Raw genomic sequence first — 22263 nt, forward strand, 5'->3', positions numbered from 1 at the left:
AGTCTGTAAAGTCTTGAAATGTATGGGGCTGGACAGGACAAGTTTTTCACAACGGGTTGACCTGTTAATCACAGTGCGCTGCTTAACGTTGTAGGCATCAGCTACTGGAGACCCGTTGATGCCTACCCCGATCAAGCTCGAATTTTCCGAAAAGTACGACGACGAACACGCTCAAGAATATTTGCTCAAGCATAAGGACAATCTGGCGCGCCGGTTGTCCCACAAACGCGACGAGCAATTGGCCCGTGGCGCGCTCGCGATGGCGGGTGAGCCTGGCCTGGTGCTGGACTTGCCCTGCGGCGCCGGGCGTTTCTGGCCCCTGCTGGCGGAAAAGCCCAACCGCGTGATCATCGGCGCCGACAACTCGGCGTCCATGTTGAAGGTGGCAACGGTCGCCCAGCCCGCCGATGTGGTGAAACGGGTACGACCCTTGCAGACATCGGCTTTTGATATTGCTTTGCCAGATAACGCGGTCGACAGCATTTTCTGTATGCGCCTGTTGCACCACATTGGTGATCCGGCGCATCGCGTGGCGATATTGCGCGAGTTTCAACGCGTTACCCGTGACAGCGTGATTGTTTCGTTGTGGGTCGATGGCAATTTCAAGGCCTGGAAACGCAAGCGGCTCGAACAGCAGCGTCGCAAGAAAGGTGAGCAGGAAGGTTACCAAAACAGATTTGTGTTACCGGCTGCTACTGTTGAAGCAGAGTTTGAGGAAGCCGGCTTCCGTGTCCAGGAGTCCCTGGACTTCATACCGCTCTACGCCATGTGGCGAGTGTACGTATTACGCAAGAGGTAACAGGATGGCATTTGAGTGCGTAGCAGGCAGTCACGTAGCTCCCGAGGAACGATTCGATTATTTCTGGCACCAGCAAGGCGAGTGGGTCGAAGAGCCCAATCGTCGCCGTGGTGGTGAAAGCGGTGTGCAGCGTGTGATCAGCCCCAACGGACGCTTGCTCTACAGCAAGCGCCAGACCGGGCACATCTACCGCAGTTGGCTGCATCCGTTTGGCCGCCCGACGGTGCTGCGTGAGCGCGATGCCCTCAAGGGCTTGCGTTTGTTGGACGTGCGTGTGCCGGAAATGGTGTTTTGCGAAGCGCGCCGCGACCCCGAGCACCAGTGGAAAGCGCTGCTGGTCACTGCCGCACTCGACGGTTTCGACGAAATCGAGAACTGGTACGCCGCCGGTGGCCGCGAGCAATACGGCGAACTGGTGCATGAGCGTGTGCTCCAGGAACTGGCCGGCACCCTGGCGCGCATGCACAAGGGCCGATGGCAGCATGGCTGCCTCTACATCAAGCATATCTTTGTGCGGGTGACGGGCGAGGGTGACTCGGCCAACGTCGAAGTGGCGCTGTTGGATTTCGAGAAATGCCGCCAGCGCCTGACCGCTTATCGGGCCGCCTCCCATGACATGCTGCAATTGCGCCGCCATTCGTCGTGGAACGATACCGACTGGAAGAAACTCAGCTACTTTTACGAGACGGCGTTTGGCAGCGCTATCAAGGGTTTAACCAGATGAAGCTAGAAATAGCACGAGGTCTGTTCCTGGTCGGGGCGCTGGGCGTTGCAGCCCTGGCGCTGGCGGCGTGGGAACAGCCTCGCACCCAGGTGCTCAGTGCAACGCAGGGTGGCGCGCAATGCCTGTTGCCGCGCGTTGCCAAGGCGAGCACGGCGGCCAAGCCCGATCATGAGTTGTTGCTGTTCATGTTTGGCATGTCTCAAGGGATGAGGCCACAGAGTTGATGAGTTTAAAGGCAAAATGAAAAGGCCTCGCGTTACGAGGCCTTTTTTGGGCTTGTTAAAGTAGAAGGGCGTAACTTTCTTTAGTGTTTTTAATGTTCGGCCTCAGTGCGTGTATAACTTATTGAGCCGTTTTGTAGGTCAGGTACTCTGGTTGTAAAGTAGTAAAGAATGCTGTGGGGGCATTGCTTTATTTGCCGTGTTGCCTCGTTGAAGGTGCTGTCGGTTTATGAGTGTCAACGTTAACTTGGCATTATGTGGGAACTTCGTAGTTATGTTTTTTGGGCGGCAAAGCTCCAACTTCAGGGTACGCTATTTTTGTCTGCTTGGAGTACTCGGTTTTATCAGTTGGCAGGGCTGAGTAGGACCTTTCGTGGGCGACCCTATACAAGATGGCAGCCTCACTGCCTGCGTCGATTGTTGCGTAATTAAATGGAGGAGGAAGGGGTGAGTAGCGTTCACCGTCAATTTTTCCGTTGTTTTTGTATTGGTAGGGGGAAAAGTTTTTTTCTGGGTCGGCAGGGTCCGTGGGCATATGGTTACGATGGCTAAGTTCGGTTGTTAAAGAGTCAATGTAGTGGAGTAGACGTACCAAGTAGTAAGCAGCATTAGCTTGGCTTACTGGGTCCGGATTACTAGGAGTATAGTTACCGACAACCTCTATTAACCATTCATCGGGAATGATTTTAGGTCGGCTATTTACAATCTCACGATTCTCTTTGAGAATCTGACCTGCTAACCGCTTATCCCACTCTGGCCTTCCCGTAGGGCCAGTGGGTGCGACGTCGGTGTTTAATTCTGGGCGTTTGGCCTCAGTGCCACTGATGGGGGGCGTCGTTGTTTTAGGTGTTACAGTTTTCTCTGTATCTGGAGGTGTGTCGGAAGTTTTAGCTTGTGTATTATGTTCGGTTATATCGTTTTTTTTGTTTTTCTCTGTATCTTTGGCTGGGTCTTTCAGGGCTGAATAACCGTTCTCGAGGAAGTTCAAGAACAGTTCATAATTTGAGTTTTTTGTGGGAGGCTTTCCGGGGCCATTATAGCCATCATATATCGGTCGCCCAGGTGTAGGTGATGCTCTGCTGTCCGTGCCTGATGTGATGTACCCGACCACTTGCGAGAAATCGTACATCCTGTCTGCCCGATCATTGGGGTCGGGGTTATCAATCGAAAAGTTACCAACCTTTTTATAAGCCCGGTCGAAGTCACTTTCTGGGTGCGGTCCGAAATAATACTCTTTAAGTCTGGGATTGCTGTCGACCATTTCACGTGCGCCGCGGTTATCGCCCCATGGGCGTCCAGTGGGATGGGATGGAGGGTTGGCGCGTATAACCTGAGTCTTTTGGTCTGTATTGGAGTTGCGGGTATCCGGTCCACAGGGATAGTTAGTGGCTGGCGATTCAGATGGGCACGGCGATCGATTGGCGGGCGGTGTGTGCGCTGACTGCATACCGTTGAGCGTTATAAGGTTGAACATTTATTCTCCTGGCTTGTGTAGTGATTAAAGTCACGTAGCTAAGTGGTAAATGTTCCGAATTCGTTCCATAGAGTGCGAAAGTGCCTACGGCGAGTATCTTCTACTTCTTAAGGTATTGCCGAACTCAACTTACTCTCAGAGATTTCTGAGTTACTTCCCCCTTCTGATATCAAGCAGGCGTAACAGCGAGCCGTTGCTTAACGTGGCATTCGGCTCGTGTCGGGTGAGAAGCGACCTGCACTCAGATCAGATGCAGATGGTTATCCCAAAGCCCTGCCGGCAACTCCAGCGGCGTTGCCACCAACTGTTTCTGGCGACAATCGTAGAACCGGCAACGGCCCTGGCCCGAGGTCACGACAAACCCATCCTCGACCGCGCCCACGCCGGCGCAGTCGGGCAGCGGTCCGTCCAGGCGCAGCTCGCCGCTGTCCATGTTCCAGATAAAGAAGCGGTTGCCCCGTGGGGCAGTCAACGCCACCAGGCGCAATTCGCTGTGCACTGCGACGCTGGCTGTGTAGTGCCCCATCGCCTGCAACTGCTCGTCCGCCACCGGAAACGCCACGAATGGCTGCCCCGGACGCTTGATCGCCAGCAACTCGGAACGCTCCTGTGATGCCCCCATGAACTGCTGCCCGGTGAGGATGGTGCCATCGCTGGCGATCCCCATGTGCCGCACGCTGTTCATCTGCTGGCCGAGGGTTTCCTTGCTGATCAAGGTACCGTCGCGCTGCATCAGCACCAGGCTCGGTTCCATGGCGTCGAGGTTCATCTCCACGCGGCTTTCGGCTTCGGTACGAATGCCGCCGTTGGCCACCACCAGGGTCTCGCCGTCGGGCATCCACGACACCTGGTGCGGGCCGATGCCGTGGGTGGAGATCTCGCCGGTATGCACCAGCCGCTCGCCTTCGAACCGGTACACACCGAGCAGGCCACGGCCGGGGTCGGTTGTGTCGTTCTCGGTGGCGTACAGCCAGTCGCCGCTCTTGTGAATGACCGCGTGGCCATAGAAGTGGCGGTTGACCTGGGAGGTGATGGTTTGCAGCAGCGCGCCATCGCGCAGGTCGATCAGGTAACTCTCGGTGCCCGGGCGACGGGCGACAAACAGCGCAATCGGCAGCGTCGGGTGGTTGATGATGTCGTGGCAGCGCTGGCCGACCTGGGTGGCAAATACCTGCCTGCCGTCCAGGCGGTAACCCACGGCGTAGTGCTTGCCGTCCGCATCATCCCGCGCCGAGAGCAGCAGCGGGCCCTTGTCTTTGCTTTTGAACAGCGTCCAGCCACCCAGTGTGAGAGCACTGAGCAGCACGCTGCCGATGGCCAAAGCCTGTCGCCTGAGCATCATCAGTCACCGTCGTTGGCGTTAAAGCCCAGTTGGATGCCCAGCGCCTTGGCCAGCTCGCCCTCGTGCAGGCGGTGGACGACGTTGAGGCTGTCATAGATATCGTTGAGCTGCTGGCGCCCAGCGTCATCGTTCAACAGTTCGTTGAGGGTGCGCTGGTTGCTGGCGAACAGTTTCAGCGACGCGGCATAGGCGGCGTCGATCTTGTCGGCCAACGGCTTCTGCTCGGACGGCAGCAGGCCACGCAGGCCTTTGTTGTCGACGCCGACCCATACGGTCTGGGCTGCCGCGAGGCTGGCTTCGAGGCTTTGCAGGGACGACTGGCTGCGCCATGCATCGGCCTGGAACGGCTGCGGGATACCCTTGGTCTGGCGGCCCATCGGCGTGCCGAGTTTTTTCTTCAGGGTGTCCAGTGCGGTGACCTGCACGCGCAGCAGATCGGCAATGGCTTCGTGGGAATCGGCGTAGCGCTGGTTCGGAAACTTGGTCATCTGCGCCAGCATGCCGTCGGTGCTGTTCCAGCTGGCCAGGATCTCTTCGGCCAGGGCCTTCTGACGGTCACCGATGGCGACCAGCAGCGGGCAGTAACGGGCCTTTTGTGCGTCGTCGGCGATGTCGGTCTTGGCGTCGTAGAGGATGTATTCGTAGGCGGACAGGCCTTGCACCACCACGCTGGACTTGGCCAGGGCGGCGCCGTCGATCTGCGGCTGGCTGGCGACCAGTTGCTCGACCTGGCGGCCGACCAGGTTCTTCTTGTCCGGCCAGAACTGCACCTGCCACGAACGGTTGCCCTCGGCCAGCGGCCCGATCAGCAGCGGTTGCAGCTCGGCCCAAGCCTTTTGTGCATGCAGGAAATCGGCACGCGCGGTGTCCAGGCTCTCCTTGCCCTGGCAGTAGGCCAGCGCGCTGACGGCCAGTTGGCGGTCGGCTTCGACCCAGCGGCTGTAGGTCGGCAGGATCACTTGCTTGGCGATGGCCGCAGAGGTCACTGCTTGCGGGTCTTGCGGCGAGCAGGCGCCTAGGGCGAGGGCGGCCAGGCTGGTGAACAACAACTTGGGACGGAACATGTCGAGCTCCCTTCTATAAGTGGGGCGAAGCTTATAAAGAATTCAGGAACGCCAGCAACGCTGCGCGCTGCTCGGCATTGAAGGACAACACATGCTGCTGCGCCGCTTGGGCTTCACCGCCATGCCACAGCACGGCTTCGAGCAGGTTGCGGGCGCGGCCGTCATGCAAGAACTGGGTATGGCCACTCACGGTTTGCGTCAGGCCAATGCCCCACAACGGCGGCGTGCGCCAGTCGCGGCCACCGGCCTTGAATTCTGTGCGGTTGTCGGCGAGGCCCGGTCCCATGTCGTGCAACAGCAGGTCGCTGTAGGGGCGGATCACCTGGTTGGCCAGTTCAGGTTCGGCGGCATTGGCGGCCGTGGTGAATGCAGGCGTGTGGCAACCCTGGCAGCCGGCTTGATAGAACAGGTTTTTACCGGCCAGCACCTGCGGCGTGTTGACGCCACGGCGCGCCGGCACCGCCAGGTTGCGCGTGTAGAACAGCACCAGGCGCAGGATGTTGTCGCTGACTTCCGGCTCGCCATCGGGGCCATTGCCGTTGGGGGCCTGTTTGCAGGCGACTTGGGCATCGGTGCAGTCATCAAAGGGTCTCAGGGATGTGGTGAGGCCCATATCACCAGAGAACGCGTGAACATTTTGTTGATTGAGGTTGGGTTGCCCGGCTTTCCAGCCAAAACGCCCGAGCACGGTTTTTTGCTGGGCGTCGTCCCAGACCCAGTTGGCGCGGCCGACAATGGCTTGCTTGTCGGCGGTCTTCGGGTCGGTGTTGCGTAGGATGTCGACGTCGCTGATGGCTTCGAGCAAGCCCAGGCCGATCATCGGCGGCGCGATGCGTGCGGAAAAGCGCGTGTCGGGGTGCATCGGGCCGTAGCCAAGCTGAGTGATCTGCAGGTCGGGTTTACGCAACTCGACCACCGTGCCGTCCTTGAACGTCACGTTGACCGGCGTGTAATCGACCCGCACCTTGCCTTCCGGCGGCACGCCCGGCACGGCCATGTCCTGCAATTGCCCACCGTAGACCGGCTCGGGCACCACGCCAATGTGCTCGATGGCCTTGGCATAGGCGGGCGCATCCGGAATCGACAGGCGTACCAGCATCGACACCGCGTTGGGTGCATCGGGCAGCGGTGGGTGACCACGACCGTCTTTTATATGGCAGTTCTGGCAGGCGTTGGTGTTGAACAGCGGGCCGAGGCCATCACGCGCCGTGGTGGTGGACGGTGCGATCACCCAGGGGCTGCGAAAGAAGCTGTTGCCGACGCTGAAATCCAGGCGGCGGGTGGGCGACAGGTTGGCCGAGGGCAGGGAAAACGCGTTCTGGTCGCGCTTGTTCACCGTCGCAGCACCGCCCGCCCGTGATTCACCCGGCTCGGCCTTGGTAAATCTGGGCGCGTCATCGCAGCCAGCCAGGCTCAAGGCCAGCAAGGCTGCGGACAGGCGAAAAAGCGAAGGGGACATCGAATTTCCTGAACCACGGCGGAAAATAAGGTCGCAAAGTCTAACAGGGCAGGGCGCAATGAATAAGAGCAATTATCGTTTGGTGGCATCCCGATTCATTCCCGCTAGAATGACCGCACATTTTTTTCTGGAGGTGGCCCATGCAGGCTCTCGACGCTTTGCTCAACCGTGTTTCCGTGCCGCGCCTGCTGGAACCGGCGCCGACCCAGGAGCAGCGCGATGTGCTGTTTGCCGCCGCCATGCGTGCGCCCGACCACGGCCAACTGCGCCCTTGGCGCTTCCTCACGGTTGAAGGCGCTGCTCGCGAACAGATGGGCACCTTGTTGGCCGAAGCGGCCCGGCTGCAAGACGCCGATGCGCCACAGGCGGTGATCGACAAGGCCCAGAACGGCCCGTTGCGCGCGCCGTTGGTGGTGGTGGTGATTGCCCGTTTGCAGGAGCACTTCAAGGTGCCCAAGTCCGAGCAACTGCTGGCTGCTGCCTGTGCGGCTCATGGCATCCTGTTGGCGGCGTATGCCCAGGGGATTGGTGCGGTATGGCGCACCGGGGAATTGTCCTACTCGGCCCACGTGGCCAAAGGCCTGGGGCTGACGGCGGATGAGGAGGTGATTGGCTTCCTGTACCTGGGCACACCGCAGAACCCGCCGCGTACCGCGGCTAAAGAAGACCTGACGCAGTTTGTCAGTGCCTGGACCGGTCTCTAAATCCAAAGTGATCAAACTGTGGGAGGGGGCAAGCCCCCGATGTGGGGGGGCAGCTACAGAAGCGTTGACTGGCACTCTGCTATCGGGGGCAAGCCCCCTCCCACATTGGAACTGTGTTGTTTTTGAAATTGGGTTTACACCCTGAACTGATCCATCAACTTCATCTGCTGGCTGGCCAGTGCATTGAGTTGACTGCTGATGGCCGCCGACTCGGTGGCCTGGCCGGTGAGGGTTTCGGTCACGGTACGGATCGCCGAGACGTTGCGGTTGACCTCTTCGGCCACGGCGCTCTGTTGTTCGGCGGCGCTGGCGATCTGCAGGTTCATGTCGCTGATCACGGTCACCGCATCGCTGATCTTGCCCAAGGCCTGCACCGCCTGATGGATCTGCCCGGCATTGCTCTGGGCCTGGTTCTGGCTGGAATGCATGGTCGCCACCACGCCACGGGTGCCGCTCTGGATGCGCTCGATCACCAGGCGGATTTCCTCCACCGAATCCTGGGTACGCTTGGCCAGGTTACGCACTTCGTCGGCTACCACCGCAAACCCTCGGCCGCTTTCCCCGGCGCGTGCCGCTTCGATGGCGGCATTGAGGGCCAGCAGGTTGGTCTGCTCGGCAATGCTGCGGATCACTTCCAGCACTGAACCAATCTGTTCGCTGTTGACCGCCAGGGCTTCGACTTCGCCCACGGCCTTGCTGACTTCTTCGGCCAGGGTGGTGATGTCGCGGGTGCTCTGCTCGATGATCGACATGCCTTCACGCGCCGACTGGTCGGCACCGCGTGCCGCGCTGGCGGCATTGGACGCGCTGTTGGCGACGTCGTGGGCGGTGGCGCTCATTTCGTTGGACGCGGTGGCCACCTGGTCGATTTCGCGGAACTGCACCTGCATGCCTTCGCTGGTCTGGCGTGCGATGGCCGAAGACTGGTCTGCGGTGCCGCGTGCTTCGGTGATGCTTTGCTTGATCTGGGCGATGGTCGGTTGCAGCTTGTCGAGGAAGCGGTTGAACCAGTTCACCAGTTCGCCGAGTTCGTCTTTCTTGGCGTAGGCCAGGCGTTGGGTGAGGTCGCCGTCGCCGCTGGCGATGTCCTTGAGCATGGCGGCCACGCTGTTGATCGGCCGGGTCACGCCGGTAGCGGTCAGCCAGATCAATAGCAAACCGAGCAGGCCGGCGGCGGCGGCCACCAGCAGTGCCTTCAGGGTGCCGGCGGACTGGGCGTCGTCAAGCACCCGCTGCAACTTGACGTTGTCGGCGAGCATCACGGCTTTTGGCAGCTTGATCACCACGCCCCAGGATTTGGCGTCGGCAATCGGCTTGACCGGGTACACGGCGCGGATGGTGTCGTCCTGTTCGCGGATCATGCGGTTGTCACTGGCCAGCAACTGTACGATTTCCTTGCCCTCGGCGCCGAGGGTGTCGATCAGGTTCTTGCCGACCTTGGCCGGCTCGCCGCTGTAGGCGGCAATCAGGCCGGTACTGGAGAGAATCTCCAGGTGCGCTGCGCCGTTGAACAGGTCCTTCTGTGCAGCGTCGGCGGTTGCTTGCAGGGCGGTGAGGGCGATGTCGACACCGACGACGCCGATGAGTTTACCCCCCACGATCAGCGGCGAGGCGATGGTGGTCATCAGTACCTTTTTGCCGGCCACCGTATCTTCATAGGGGTCCAGCAGGCAGGTATTGCGGGTGTCCCGTGGGCACGTGTACCAGATGTTGTAGGGCGTACCGTTGAGGGTGAGGGTGGTCTTGTTCAGGTCTTCTTCGACCATGATGGTGTTCAAGCCTTCACCGCCGGCACGGCTCCAATAGCTGGAGAAGCGCCCTGTTTCGTTGGAGACGCGTGCCTTGTCATCGACGAACTCGCTGTCCTTGCCGTCCAGGCCGTTGGGTTCGAATGACAGCCAGAACCCCAGCACTTTGCTGTTGCGATCAAAGGTGGTTTTCAGGCTCTGGTTGATTTCTTCGCGCAGCGCGCCGGCTTCCAGGCCACGCTTGCTGGCCATGGTGCGCAAATCCTTGATCTGGTCGGCCAGCGCTGTCAGCGCCATCAGGCTGTCGCCAAAGGTTTTCTGCAACTGCACCGCTTGCTCGGCGGCCCTGGCTTGCAGCAGTTGTTCCACGCTGGCGGTGAGCATGCGCGAGCTGGAATCGCTGACCAACAGATCATTCTGGTTGGTGTTGTAGATATTGATGCCGACGACCAGCGCTATCACCCCCAACAGGCAAAGGCCGGACAGCAGCACGATTTTCAGGCGGATGGAGAGGGTGTTGAACATAGGCTCACTCGCGAATGGACTGGTGGGGATGCATGCAGCAGAGCCAAGTCCATTCAGCGCTATGTCTGAAACATCGGCGTCACAAATCAATTCATGAGAAAGAGGCGATGAGCGGTAGGAAAACACCTACATGCGGCGTCAGACAGGCGCTGCAAGCCTTTCCGGGCGTGACCAGATCCACAGGTTGCCCAGGCTCATTCCGGCAATGGCCAGGTAGATCGGCCAGCCGTGGTCGAGCATCACCAGCATCAGCATGGCGCACAGCAGCATGCTTACAGTGGCGCTGACTTTGGCTCGGCGAGCGATGATCTTGCCGTTGCGCCAGTTGAACAGGATCGGCCCGAACAGCCGGTGGTTCTCCAGCCAGGCGCTGAGGCGTGGCGAACTTTTAGTGGCGGCCCAGGCGGCCAGCAGGATGAATTCGGTGGTGGGCAAACCCGGCACGACAATCGCGATCAACCCAATGCCCAGGCTGACATAGGCCAGCAGGCCGAAGAGGATCCGGGCGATTTTCGAGGTGGATTGGGTTTTGCGGGTCATGGTTTATTTGTAACGTCGCGAAGTGAGCGCCAACTGTTGGAGGGGCTTGCCCCCGAAGGGGATGTGTCAGCTAGAGAAGCGTTGACTGGCACTCTGCTATTGGGGGCAAGCCCCCTCCCACAGTTGATGGCATTTCAATCTGGATGTCAGGCCAATTCAGGGGCGCTAGCGTACGCCTGTTCGAGCAAGACGGTGAAGCGTACAAACGCGTCGATCGCACCTTTTTCCACTGCGGCTTCCTCTTCGGCACTGAACTCCAGGGCGTCGAGGGTACGGGTGAAGCTTTTCCAGCCTTCGGCGCGACCACCGGCCGGCTCACCCAGGTGACGGGCACCGAAGGTTTCGCTCAGGCCCAGGCCCACGGCACGCTTGATCAGGAACGCAGCGCCCAGTTTGGAGCCTTCGGACACAAACAGCCAGCCCAGGGCTTCGGCCTTGCTCGGGTTTTTCACGGCGCCGGCGACCGGTGCAGGCACCTCGGTGTCCAGGTCGCCCAGGTCCAGTTTGGCGGCTTCGGCACGGCAACGTTCGGCCAGGTCCGGCACGATCTTGATCAGTTCGGCATCGTTGTACAGGGCCACCAGTTCCGATTGGAACAGGTACTGCGCCACCACGAAACGGGCGAAGTTGGCCCGGGTTTCAAACGGGGCGTGGGCCTTGACCAGTGCGTCGAGCTTGGTGTGCGGCTCGTTGGTGATCTGGTTCAGGCGTTGGGAGCGCAGGCTTGCGCGTTCTGCGGTAGGGGAAGCGGTCATGAAAAGTCCTTGAGAAGGGATGCGCCTGGGTGCCCGAAAGAGAGCTGTTATCAACTAGACGAACAAGAAGACGCGGCACAGTAAAAAATCCTCACCCCGTCGAAGAAATTTCAACGGGGTGAGTAGGGCGGTGCTAGATGTCCCAGATCACGTTGATCGCAAAGTTGCGGCCCGGCTGGGTCAGGCGGTCGAGGTTGGCCGGGCCGGTCACGGCGGCTTCGCCGACACTGTCGTAGCTGCGCACGTCATCCCAGTTCCAGTACTTCTTGTCGGTGAGGTTGTAGAGGCCGCCGTTGATGGTCACGTCGTGGGTGACTTTGTAGAAGGCGGTCAGGTCGACTACACCGAAGCCAGGGGTCTTGAAGGGGCCGCTGGTGTCGCCGTCCGGCGCGTGGAAGGTGGTGCTGTCGACGCGATCCTGCTTTTTCACCAGGGTCCAGCTCAACAGGCCACCGTAGTTGTCCTGGTCGTAGCCCAGGCCGAACACCCCCTTGAGCGGGTTGACGCTGTTCAGCGGCTCGCCGTTATCGTCGTTGCGGCCATAGGCATAGGACACCGAGCCCTGGGTGTAGAGACCTTGCGGCGCACCGAAGGCATCCAGGTTCAGGCGGCCCTTGGCTTCGGCGCCCTTGATGGTGGCGCGCTTGATGTTGATGGCCTGGAACTGTTCAAGACTGCCCCCGGCAACGGCGTTGTCTTCGTCGATAAAGTCGCGGTATTTGTTGTAAAAAACGGCGATCTCGAAGGAGCCTTCGTCGAACTTGCCGCGAATCCCGGTTTCGACGCCTTTGCTGGTTTCTGGCTTGAGGTCGGGGTTCGGCTCGACGGTGTAGCCCAGGTTCAGGTTTTCAAAGCGGCCGTACAAGGCCTTGGCAGACGGCGTACGGAAACCTTCGGCGTACTGGCCGAACCAGGTGTATTGATCCGTCAGGGCGTACGTCAGGCCAAACTTGGGCGTCACACGGTGCCAGGTTTTTTCCTTGTCGCTCACCGGGTCCGCCCCTGTCGGGTTGACGGTGTTGAGAAATTCCTGGGTCAGCTTGGGTTTGAGCTGGGTGTAGTCGTAGCGCACGGCGGGCAGGAAGGTCCACTTGTCCCAGGTGATCTGGTCCTGTGCGAACAACGAATACGTGTTGATGGTCGGGTCGGGGAAGTCGCTGGACTTCTTCACACTGTCGCTGGCAATCGGGCTGGGTGCACCGATGGCGGTGCACCCACTGCCGACGGCCACGCAGGTCGCGTTGCCCTCGCGCGAACCGGTGACTTTCTGCTGCTTGAGGGTGGTGCCGTAGGTCACCTGGTGGTCGGTTTCACCGAGGCTGAACGCCTTGTCGAGCTGGGCGTCGAAAATCCACTGTTTTTCCTGGTAGAGCGTGTCGCGGGTGCGCAGGACACGACGGCCTGACTGATAGATCTCGGCGGTGGTCTGGTCGGTCTTGGCGATCTGGTAATTGAGGCTGGTCTTGATGCGGTCGGCAATCGGCGACTCGAGGGCGAAGCTGTTTTCCAGGCCGAAACGTTCACGGGTAATGGTGTCGTTGCCACGACGATCACGGTAGAGGTTGAAGCCTCGGCCGCCGATGAACGGGCCGCCTACCGCGTTCTTCAGGTTGACGTCGCGATCGTCCTTGTACTTCTCGTAGGTCAGGCCCAAGCGGTTGTCATCACCATAGTTCCAGCCGAGCTTGGCCAGGATGTTGGTGGTGCGCGCGTCCTCCGGGTTGGCGCCGGTGCGGGCCAGGCCGGTGGCGTTGTTGCCGTCGTAGGATTCGGTCTCGTGGCCATTGCGCTGGCTCAGGTGCAGCAAACCATCGAAGTCCTGCAGGCGGCCGGCGACGGTGCCGGAGGTCAGCCAGCTTTCGTCGGCGGAGCTGTAGCCGGTCTTGAGGCGGGCGCCGAAATCCTGGCCTGGCTTGATGATGTCGTCCGGGTCGAGGGTGAAGTAGCTCACGGCGCCACCGATGGCGCTGCTGCCGTACAGGGCGGAGGCCGGGCCGCGCAGGATCTCCACACGCTTGACGATCTCCGGGTCGACGTAGTTGCGACGGGTCTTGGCGTAGGGGCCGTTGAAAAAGTTGTCCGGCACTTCCACGCCGTCCACCTGGGTGAGGATGCGGTCGCCGTCGATACCGCGGATGTTGAAGCCGGCGTTACCGGAGCGGGTGCCCGCGCCGCCGACCGAGACGCCGGGCTCGTAGCGCACCAGTTCGCGGATGTTGTTGACGTTCTGGCGGTCCAGTTCTTCGCGGTCCTGCACGCTGACGGTGCTCGGTACGCTGGTCACATCCTGCTCGTTACGGGTGGCGCTGATGGTTACCTGTTGCAGGTTTAGGGTGCCGCCCGCTGCGCGTTTTTCCAGGATGATGTTGTTGCTGCCCAGCTTGCGATAGCTCAGGTTGGTCCCCACCAACAGCCGGTCCAGGGCTTTTTCCGGCGACAACGGACCGCGTACGCCAGGGGATGACACACCCTGGGCCAGTTCCGCCGGCAGGCCGACCTGCCAGCCGGTCACGGCGGTAAAGGCGTTGAGTGCAGAGACCAGCGATTGCTGCTCGATGCTGAAGTTGTAGTTGCCATGGCTGCGCGGAGCAGGCTCGGCGGCGGTGGCGGTCATCACTGGCGCACCGGCCAGCAGGATGGCCGCCGTCAGCAAGGACAGCACGGGCGAAGAGGACCGGCGGTTGAAACAAGAGGACATCGAGAGCGCTCCGGGGTACGAATCTTATAGTTGCGAACCGAACCAAATAGGAATCAGTTGCATTGGCTAAGACGAGACGTACCAGTGCCAGCTATCGAGTAAAAATAATTCTCATTTAGTTGAGGATCACCAGCGCCGGGTATTCCGACAACTTGGCCGAGGTGATGTGGGCCAGCGAGCGCACCACATCCAGGGGCTGGTCGAGGCGGTAATTGCCGGTGACGGCGACGCTGGCGAGTTGGTCGTTGGTGTTGACGATCCAGCCAGGGTAATAGCGGCGCAGTTCGGCGAGCACTTCGCTCATGGGGCAGTTTTCGAAGATCAGCCGGCCTTGCACCCACGCCAGGTCCTTGTTGGCGTCCAGTCTGGCGGGCGAGCCGAAACCCTTGGGGCCGACGCGGATGCTTTCCCCGGCGCTCAGACGCACGCGGGCATCATTGAAGGTATTGCTCAGGTCGACATCGCCACGTTGCACCTGCACCTGTGCTTCGCCATTGAGGTAGCGCACGGCGAAGGCGGTATCGCGCACGCTGGCGCGCACGGGGCCGGCGTCGATTTCCAGGGGCAGGCCATGGTTGGGTTTGATTTCGAAAAACGCCTCGCCCTGGTACAGGCGAGCGATGCGCTGATGGTCCTTGATGCTGCTGGAAAACGCCGAATTGGTGTTGAGCAGCACCTTTGAACCGTCGTCCAGTTGCAGGCGCTGGCGTTCGCCCACCACGGTGAGGTGATCGGCCTGCAGGCGCACCGGCAGGTTGCTGAAACTGAACAGCCCGATCAGCAACACGGCGGCGGTGGCCAAAGGTTTCCAATGGGGTTTGATCCACCGCCAGGCGCTGGGCTTGCGCGGTGCTGCCAGGGCGACGGCGGCGCTGTGCACTGGCGCGCCACCCCAGGCCGCCTGGGCCTTGGCGAAGGCGTGGACGTGGGCGGGATCGCTGGCCAGCCAGGCTTCGAATTCGGCCTGCTGCCCGGGCTGCGGGCACTGCAAGGCGATCAGCCAGTCGAGGGCTTGGTCCATGGCCGTGTCTTGCAACACCCCATGAGCCAGCTCATGGGGGTGCAGTTTGTTCGGGTCCGTCACGGTGTTCCTCGGGTCTTCGCCACGTTCTATTTAACTTTCCTACAGCTTGGGTCGACGTTTCTGTCGGGGGAAGCTTAAGGCCGATCCAGCCGTTCGGCCACACCTACACAGATGGCCATGATCAACTTCAGTTCCTTTTGTACGGTGCTCAAGGACACTTCCAACTGATCGGCGATCTCCTGGTAACTGTAACCGTGCAGGCGGCTGAGGATGAAGATCTGCTGCTGGCGGGCGCTCAACTGGCCCAGGCTGACGCTCAGGGCCTCGAGCATTTGCTCGGCCTGGGTGGCATCTTCGGGCGTGCTGATGGGGGCGGCGACACTTTGCAGGACGTCCAGCGGGACATCTTCCTGCAGCGTGCGTGCCTGGATCCTGCGCGCACGCAGATGATCCAGCGCCAGGTTGCGCGCGGTCTGATAGACGAAGGGTTCAAGGTGATCGATCGGCCGCTCGCTGAGGGCCCGGGTGACGCGCAGGTAGGTTTCCTGCAACAGGTCCTCGGCGGTGCTGTGGTTATTGACCATCCGCTGCAAGGTGCGAAGCAGAATCACCCGTTGGGCGAGAAAGACGTGGTTGAAGCGAGATTGGCTCACAGTGCTACCAGACCGATTTGCAGTTAATGATAATGCTTATCATCAACTGAAATGACAAGTAGCTATTTTCCTTATGCGGGACACAAACCAGTGTGGGAGGGGGCTACACCCCGATGGCAGTGTGTCAGTCAACAAAGATGTTGAATGTGCCACCGCTATCGGGGGCAAGCCCCCTCCCACACAAGCCCCTTCACAAGGTCCCGCACAGCTCACATTACTCGGCGTTGCACAGCGCCAGGCAGTTATCCAGCATGCGGTTGGAGAAGCCCCACTCGTTGTCGTACCAAGCCAGCACTTTCAGCAATTTACCGCTGACCTTGGTGTGATTGGCATCGAAGATCGACGACAGCGGGTTGTGGTTGAAGTCACTGGAAACCAGCGGCAGGGTGTTGTAGCCGAGGATCTTCGAGTGCTGGCTGGCTTCTTTGAGCAGCGCGTTGACTTCTTGCGCCGTGGCTTCTTTCTTCAGTTGTACGGTGAGGTCCACCAGCGACACGTTGATCACCGGCACCCGCACCGCCATGCCGGTCAGCTTGCCCGCCAGCTCCGGCAGCACCAAGCCTACCGCTTCGGCGGCGCCGGTCTTGCTCGGGATCATGTTCTGGGTGGCCGAACGCGCGCGGTACGGGTCGGTGTGGTAGACGTCAGTCAGGTTCTGGTCGTTGGTATAGGCATGGATGGTGGTCATCAGGCCGCTCTCGATACCCAGCTCGCGGTGCAGCACTTGAGCCACTGGCGCCAGGCAGTTGGTGGTGCACGAGGCGTTGGAGATGATCTGGTGGGATTGACGCAGAATGTCATGGTTGACGCCGTAGACCACGGTGGCGTCCGCGCCCTTGGCCGGTGCCGAGATGATCACCTTGCGTGCGCCGGCGGTAATATGGGCGGCAGCCTTGTCACGGTCGGTGAACAGGCCGGTACATTCGAACACCACGTCGATCTTGTGCGCAGCCCAGGGCAGGTCGGCCGGGTTGCGAATGGCACTGACGGCAATCCGGTCGCCATTGACGGTCAGGCTTTCCTGATCGTGGGCGACCTCTGCTTCGAAAGTGCCATGCACGGTGTCGTATTTGAGCAGGTGGGCATTGATCGAACTGTCGCCCAGATCATTGATGGCGACGATCTGCAAATCCTGGCGGTAGCCTTGGGTATACAGTGCGCGCAGGACATTACGGCCGATACGGCCAAAACCATTGATTGCGATACGAAGAGTCATTGGAAAGTGCCTGTCGTCGATTTGTTGTAAGAATTACAAGATTATTCGCATAAAAATAGAAAACAAGCCTTTTTAGTGGCAATATTTTGTTCAATCTACAACGAGTGACCTGAATCAACTGGTCCGATGATCCAAACGACTCCCTGCCATCCCATGCGCTGCGGGCGTTTGATCAGCATAGACACTCAGGTCGCCACATCCGTTAGCCTGGAGTTCTACACATGCATCCCCGCGTCCTTGAGGTCACCGAACGGCTTATCGCCCGCAGCCGCGCCACCCGCGAGGCTTACCTTGCGCTCATTCGCGGCGCAGCCAGCGACGGTCCGATGCGCGGCAAGCTGCAATGCGCCAACTTTGCCCACGGCGTGGCCGGTTGCGGCACTGAAGATAAAAATAGCCTGCGCATGATGAATGCCGCCAACGTGGCAATTGTTTCGTCATATAACGACATGCTCTCGGCGCACCAGCCGTACGAACATTTCCCTGAACAGATCAAGAAAGCCCTGCGCGAAGTCGGCTCGGTCGGCCAGTTCGCCGGCGGCACTCCCGCGATGTGCGACGGCGTGACCCAGGGCGAGCCCGGTATGGAGCTGAGCCTGCTCAGCCGTGAAGTCATCGCCATGTCCACGGCGGTAGCGCTGTCCCACAACATGTTCGACGCGGCCTTGATGCTGGGCATCTGCGACAAGATCGTCCCCGGCCTGATGATGGGCGCGCTGCGCTACGGCCACCTGCCGATGATCTTCGTACCGGGTGGGCCGATGCCGTCGGGCATTTCCAACAAGCAGAAGGCCGATGTGCGCCAGCGCTATGCCGAAGGCAAGGCCACCCGCGAAGAGCTGCTGGAATCGGAGATGAAGTCCTACCACAGCCCCGGCACCTGCACCTTCTACGGCACCGCCAACACCAATCAGTTGCTGATGGAAGTCATGGGCCTGCACCTGCCGGGCGCCTCGTTCGTCAACCCGTACACGCCGCTGCGTGATGCGCTGACCCGCGAAGCCGCGCACCAGGTCACGCGCCTCACCAAGGCCAACGGCAACTTCACGCCGATCGGCGAGATCGTCGACGAGAAATCCATCGTCAACTCCATCATCGCGCTCAACGCCACCGGCGGCTCCACCAACCACACCCTGCACATGCCGGCCATCGCCATGTCGGCGGGCATCATCCTCACCTGGGACGACATGGCGGACCTTTCCGAGGTGGTGCCGACCCTGTCCCACGTGTATCCCAACGGCAAGGCCGATATCAACCACTTCCAGGCAGCGGGCGGCATGTCGTTCCTGATCCGTGAACTGCTCGAAGCCGGCCTGCTCCACGAAGACGTCAACACCGTGGCCGGCAAGGGCCTGAGCCGCTACACCCAGGAGCCGTTCCTGGTGGACGGCGAGCTGATCTGGCGCGACGGTCCCATCGAGAGTCTCGACGAAAGCATCCTGCGCCCGGTGGCCCGCGCGTTCTCGCCCGAGGGCGGCTTGCGCGTGATGGAAGGCAACCTTGGGCGTGGCGTGATGAAAGTCTCGGCCGTGGCCCTCGAGCACCAGATTGTCGAAGCACCCGCCGTGGTGTTCCAGGACCAGCAGGACCTGGCCGATGCGTTCAAGGCTGGCCAGTTGGAAAAAGACTTCGTCGCCGTGATGCGCTTCCAGGGCCCGCGTTCCAATGGCATGCCGGAATTGCACAAGATGACGCCGTTCCTCGGTGTATTGCAGGACCGTGGCTTCAAGGTCGCGCTGGTAACAGACGGGCGTATGTCGGGCGCGTCGGGTAAGATCCCCGCCGCGATTCACGTCAACCCCGAAGCCCAGAGCGGCGGGCCACTGGCGCGGGTGCAGGATGGCGATATCATTCGTGTGGATGGCGTGAAGGGCACCCTGGAGCTTAAGGTGGACGCCGAAGAATTTGCAGCGCGTGCGCCTGCCACGGGCCTGTTGGGTAACAACGTGGGGGCCGGTCGCGAGCTGTTTGCATTTATGCGCTTGGCCGCAAGCTCCGCAGAGCAGGGCGCCAGCGCCTTTACCTCTGCCTTGGAGACGCTTAAGTGAAGTTAGCGCTGGTCGGTGACATCGGGGGCACCAATGCCCGTTTTGCGTTGTGGCGGGATCAGGAACTGCATTCGATCCGCGTGCATGCCACGGCGGATCATTCCAGTCCTGAGGCCGCTATCAAGGTTTACCTCAAGGAGGAAGGCCTGGAAATCGGGGACATCGGCGCGGTGTGTCTTTCCGTCGCTGGTCCGGTGAGCGGAGATGAATTTAAATTCACCAACAACCACTGGCGCCTGAGCAAGACTGCGTTTTGCAAGACATTGCAGGTGGATGATCTGCTGTTGGTCAATGATTTCTCGGCCATGGCCCTGGGCATGACCCGCCTCAAGCCCGACGAATTCCGCGTGGTCTGCGAGGGCTCGCCGGAGCCGTTGCGGCCTGCGGTGGTGATCGGTCCGGGCACCGGGCTGGGTGTCGGTACTTTGCTGGACCTGGGCGGTGGCCGTTTTGCGGCGCTGCCGGGGGAGGGCGGGCACGTCGACCTGCCGCTGAGCAGCCCACGGGAAACCCAGCTGTGGCAGCACATCTACACCGAGATCGGGCATGTCAGCGCTGAAACGGCTTTGAGCGGTGGCGGGCTGCCACGTCTGTACCGGGCGATCTGTGCGGTCGACGGCCATGCGCCGGTACTGGAAACCCCCGAAGCCATCACGGCCGCCGGCCTGGCCGGTGACCCGGTGGCGATGGAAGTGTTGGACCAGTTCAGCATCTGGCTGGGCCGCGTAGCCGGTAACAATGTGCTGACCACCGGCGGACGCGGTGGTGTGTACATCGTGGGCGGGGTGATACCGAGGTTTGCCGACTTCTTTATCCACAGCGGTTTTGCCAGGAGCTTTGCTGACAAAGGCTGCATGAGCGACTACTTCAAGGGTATTCCGGTGTGGTTGGTGACGGCGCCGTATTCCGGGTTGACCGGGGCTGGCGTCGCGTTGGAACAGGCTTTTGCATAGGGACTGATGGCCCTATCGGGGGCAAGCCCCCTCCCACATTTGGAACGCATTTGCCCCCGATGAGGCCATCAATAACACCCCATAACAACAAGGAGGACCCCGTGAGCGTAATCAGTAAATCGATCCTCCTGGTCGATGACGACCAGGAAATCCGCGAATTGCTGCAGACCTACCTCAGTCGCGCCGGTTTCCAGGTGCGTGGGGTGCCGGATGGCGCGGGGTTCCGCCAGGCGATGAACGAGGCACCGTGCGACCTGGTCATCCTCGATGTGATGTTGCCGGACGAAGACGGTTTCAGCCTTTGCCGCTGGATCCGCCAGCACCCGCGCCAGGCGCAGGTGCCGATCATCATGCTCACCGCCAGTTCCGACGAGGCCGACCGTGTGATCGGCCTGGAGCTGGGCGCCGACGACTACATCGGCAAACCCTTCAGCCCTCGCGAGTTGCAAGCGCGGATCAAGGCCTTGTTGCGCCGTTGCCAGTTCGGCCAGGAGCGCAGCAGCGGCGGCGATGTGCTGGTGTTCGATGAGTGGCGGCTGGACATGATCAGCCACCGTCTGTTCCATGTGGACGGCGAAGAAGTGATCCTCTCCGGCGCCGATTTTGCCCTGCTCAAATTGTTTCTCGACCACCCGCAGCAGATCCTCGACCGCGACACCATCGGCAACGCCACCCGGGGTCGTGACCTGATGCCGCTGGATCGCATCGTCGACATGGCTGTCAGCCGCCTGCGCCAACGCCTGCGCGACACCGAAAAGCCCCCTCGTCTGATCCGCACCGTGCGGGGCAGTGGTTATCAACTGGCAGCCAGCGTGGTTGCCGGCAATGTCCACTGAGCCGTTGACCGAACGCCGCCGACGCTTCCCGGTACCGCGTTCGCTGCTGGGGCGCATGCTGCTGCTGACGCTGCTGGCAGTGTTGTTCGCCCAGGCGCTGTCCAGCGTGATCTGGGTCTCGCAATTGCGCGCCACCCAGCTCGAAGGCCTGGTCACCAGTGCCCGCAGCCTGGCGCATTCGATGACCGCCAGCGTGAGTTATTTTCGTTCGTTACCGGTGGCGTATCGGCCGCTGGTGCTCGATCAACTGCGCAGCATGGGTGGCACGCGTTTTGTGGTGACGCTCAATGATCGCCCGCTGGACATGGCCATCCTGCCGCAGACCCCGCGCAAACAGGCGGTGCTTGAAGCGGTGGATGAGGTGCTCAAGCAGACCCTGGGCGCCGATGTGCATATGTCGGTGGAGTTCGTCAGCGCCGAAGACCTGCGCATCTTCAATGCCGGCCTGAAACTCGATGAGCTGCCGCGTTCCTGGGCCCACTACGCGCTGACCCTGGAACCGGTGAACCCGCCGGTACTGGTCACCCAGATCCAGTTGGCCCAGGGCGAATGGCTGTACATCGCCTCGCTGTTGCCCGAGCCCTACACCAGCCTTGAAGAACAAGGCCTGCCGTCCCAGCAGGTGTGGTTTATCGTGCTGACCAGCGGTTTTCTGCTGCTGTTCATCGGCCTGCTGGTGCACTGGCAAAGCCGGCCGCTCAAGCGCTTGGCGCGGGCGGCGCGGGACATGTCCCTGGGCGCCGACGTGGAGCCAGTGGCCGAAGGTGGCGGCAGCGAAGTGGTGGAAGTGGGCCGTGCTTTCAACGCCATGCGTGAGCGCATCAGCCGCTACCTGACCGAGCGCAGTCAATTGTTCAGTGCGATTTCCCACGACTTGCGCACACCGATCACCCGCCTGCGCCTGCGCGTGGAACTGCTGGAGGACGAGAACCTGCAAACCAAGTTCGGCCGTGACCTGGATGAACTGGAGTTGCTGGTGAAGGGCGCGCTGCAATGCGTGAAGGACACGGATATCCACGAGAACATTGAGCCGGTGGACCTCAATCATGTGCTCGAATGCCTGGTGGAGCCTTACGTGGCACCCAACGGCAACGGCCGGGTCACGCTGGACGGCGCTGCCCTGGCGGCGTATCCGGGCAAGCCGCTGGCGCTCAAGCGCTGCATCGGCAACCTGATCGACAATGCCTTGAAGTATGGGCAGAACGCCCATCTGCACATCGAGGACGATGGCGCGGAGTTCGTCCTGCATGTGGACGACGAGGGGCCCGGCGTGCCGGAGCAGCGCCTGGAGCAAGTCTTCGAGCCACACTTCCGCCTCGCCGGGCAGCAACAGGGTTATGGCTTGGGCCTGGGGATTGCGCGCAACATTGCGCACAGCCATGGCGGTGAAGTGAGTTTGCAGAATTTGCGTGAGGGTGGCTTGCGCGTGACCCTGCAACTGCCGCGCGGATTAGACTGAACACAAGCGGTAACAGTGTGG

At 60.9% G+C, this 22263-nt stretch carries 19 protein-coding genes and 1 pseudogene; 8 read left to right on the forward strand and 12 right to left on the reverse strand.

Features of this window, described 5'->3' with window-relative positions:
- Nucleotides 1–118: 118 nt before the first annotated feature.
- Genes BMX59_RS20100 through BMX59_RS20110 form a run of 3 tightly spaced genes read left to right on the forward strand, consistent with a single transcriptional unit; the run spans nucleotide 119 to nucleotide 1747 of the window.
- Nucleotides 119–799 carry a class I SAM-dependent methyltransferase gene (locus BMX59_RS20100; protein ID WP_093125110.1) on the forward strand — a complete coding sequence of 227 codons (681 nt, stop codon included), beginning with the start codon at nucleotides 119–121 and terminating at the stop codon, nucleotides 797–799.
- A 4-nt stretch (nucleotides 800–803) separates the two neighbouring features.
- Nucleotides 804–1523 carry a lipopolysaccharide kinase InaA family protein gene (locus BMX59_RS20105; protein ID WP_093125116.1) on the forward strand — a complete coding sequence of 240 codons (720 nt, stop codon included), beginning with the start codon at nucleotides 804–806 and terminating at the stop codon, nucleotides 1521–1523.
- A complete protein-coding gene (locus BMX59_RS20110; protein WP_028617789.1) occupies nucleotides 1520–1747 on the forward strand; it encodes a hypothetical protein in 228 nt (75 codons plus the stop codon). Before BMX59_RS20105 ends, BMX59_RS20110 begins: the two co-directional genes overlap by 4 nt.
- A 250-nt stretch (nucleotides 1748–1997) precedes the next feature.
- Here BMX59_RS20110 and BMX59_RS30245 read toward each other — a convergent pair whose 3' ends face one another.
- From BMX59_RS30245 to BMX59_RS20125, 4 genes are all read right to left on the reverse strand, one after another.
- Nucleotides 1998–3005, reverse strand: coding sequence for a hypothetical protein (locus tag BMX59_RS30245; protein WP_139212914.1), 1008 nt, complete (start codon nucleotides 3003–3005; stop codon nucleotides 1998–2000).
- A gap of 454 nt (nucleotides 3006–3459) precedes the next feature.
- The gene (locus BMX59_RS20115; RefSeq protein ID WP_093125485.1) at nucleotides 3460–4557 is read right to left on the reverse strand and encodes a DUF1513 domain-containing protein; all 1098 of its coding nucleotides are present in this window, start codon (nucleotides 4555–4557) and stop codon (nucleotides 3460–3462) included.
- Between the two features lie 2 nt (nucleotides 4558–4559).
- Nucleotides 4560–5624 (reverse strand): imelysin family protein, encoded by a 1065-nt coding sequence (locus BMX59_RS20120; RefSeq protein ID WP_071489310.1) that lies wholly within the window; start codon nucleotides 5622–5624, stop codon nucleotides 4560–4562.
- Between the two features lie 31 nt (nucleotides 5625–5655).
- Complete coding sequence (locus BMX59_RS20125; protein WP_093125120.1) at nucleotides 5656–7083, reverse strand: di-heme oxidoreductase family protein; 1428 nt, start codon at nucleotides 7081–7083, stop codon at nucleotides 5656–5658.
- A 140-nt stretch (nucleotides 7084–7223) separates the two neighbouring features.
- Between BMX59_RS20125 and BMX59_RS20130 the strand changes: the two genes are divergently transcribed.
- Entirely contained in the window at nucleotides 7224–7787 is a 564-nt protein-coding gene (locus tag BMX59_RS20130; protein WP_071489312.1) for an NAD(P)H nitroreductase, read from the forward strand.
- Nucleotides 7788–7921: 134 nt separating this feature from the next.
- On the opposite strand, the gene BMX59_RS31170 is transcribed toward BMX59_RS20130, so the two are convergent.
- The 8 genes and pseudogenes from BMX59_RS31170 to gap form a co-directional block, all read right to left on the reverse strand.
- Nucleotides 7922–8677: a methyl-accepting chemotaxis protein gene (locus BMX59_RS31170; RefSeq protein WP_371914385.1), complete on the reverse strand. Its 756-nt coding sequence runs from the start codon at nucleotides 8675–8677 to the stop codon at nucleotides 7922–7924.
- A gap of 102 nt (nucleotides 8678–8779) precedes the next feature.
- Nucleotides 8780–10060: pseudogene (locus BMX59_RS31175) on the reverse strand (HAMP domain-containing protein); the annotation flags it as partial.
- A 138-nt stretch (nucleotides 10061–10198) separates the two neighbouring features.
- The gene (locus BMX59_RS20140) at nucleotides 10199–10600 is read right to left on the reverse strand and encodes a YbaN family protein (protein ID WP_071489314.1); all 402 of its coding nucleotides are present in this window, start codon (nucleotides 10598–10600) and stop codon (nucleotides 10199–10201) included.
- Nucleotides 10601–10746: 146 nt separating this feature from the next.
- Nucleotides 10747–11355, reverse strand: a complete 609-nt coding sequence (locus tag BMX59_RS20145) for a biliverdin-producing heme oxygenase (protein ID WP_071489315.1) — start codon at nucleotides 11353–11355, stop codon at nucleotides 10747–10749.
- A gap of 133 nt (nucleotides 11356–11488) precedes the next feature.
- On the reverse strand, nucleotides 11489–14053 hold the full coding sequence (locus tag BMX59_RS20150) for a TonB-dependent receptor (protein WP_093125129.1): 2565 nt from the start codon (nucleotides 14051–14053) through the stop codon (nucleotides 11489–11491).
- 115 nt (nucleotides 14054–14168) lie between these two features.
- Entirely contained in the window at nucleotides 14169–15137 is a 969-nt protein-coding gene (locus BMX59_RS20155; protein WP_093125134.1) for a FecR family protein, read from the reverse strand.
- Between the two features lie 74 nt (nucleotides 15138–15211).
- Nucleotides 15212–15730, reverse strand: a complete 519-nt coding sequence (locus BMX59_RS20160) for an RNA polymerase sigma factor (protein WP_092246816.1) — start codon at nucleotides 15728–15730, stop codon at nucleotides 15212–15214.
- A 214-nt stretch (nucleotides 15731–15944) separates the two neighbouring features.
- On the reverse strand, nucleotides 15945–16946 hold the full coding sequence (gene gap, locus BMX59_RS20165) for a type I glyceraldehyde-3-phosphate dehydrogenase (RefSeq protein ID WP_058426789.1): 1002 nt from the start codon (nucleotides 16944–16946) through the stop codon (nucleotides 15945–15947).
- 221 nt (nucleotides 16947–17167) lie between these two features.
- On the opposite strand from gap, the gene edd reads away from it, so the two are divergent.
- From edd to BMX59_RS20185, 4 genes are read left to right on the forward strand one after another with little or no spacing between them, the layout of a single operon-like run.
- Nucleotides 17168–18994, forward strand: a complete 1827-nt coding sequence (gene edd, locus BMX59_RS20170; protein WP_071489320.1) for a phosphogluconate dehydratase — start codon at nucleotides 17168–17170, stop codon at nucleotides 18992–18994.
- Complete coding sequence (locus tag BMX59_RS20175; protein WP_093125140.1) at nucleotides 18991–19947, forward strand: glucokinase; 957 nt, start codon at nucleotides 18991–18993, stop codon at nucleotides 19945–19947. The genes edd and BMX59_RS20175 overlap by 4 nt, the downstream gene beginning before the upstream one ends.
- Nucleotides 19948–20006: 59 nt before the next feature.
- On the forward strand, nucleotides 20007–20783 hold the full coding sequence (locus BMX59_RS20180; protein ID WP_219731708.1) for a response regulator: 777 nt from the start codon (nucleotides 20007–20009) through the stop codon (nucleotides 20781–20783).
- Nucleotides 20773–22242: an ATP-binding protein gene (locus BMX59_RS20185; RefSeq protein ID WP_071489322.1), complete on the forward strand. Its 1470-nt coding sequence runs from the start codon at nucleotides 20773–20775 to the stop codon at nucleotides 22240–22242. The genes BMX59_RS20180 and BMX59_RS20185 overlap by 11 nt, the downstream gene beginning before the upstream one ends.
- Nucleotides 22243–22263: the final 21 nt, after the last annotated feature.

The sequence above is a fragment of the Pseudomonas sp. NFR09 genome, from assembly GCF_900111535.1.
Taxonomy (GTDB): Bacteria; Pseudomonadota; Gammaproteobacteria; order Pseudomonadales; family Pseudomonadaceae; genus Aquipseudomonas; species Aquipseudomonas extremorientalis.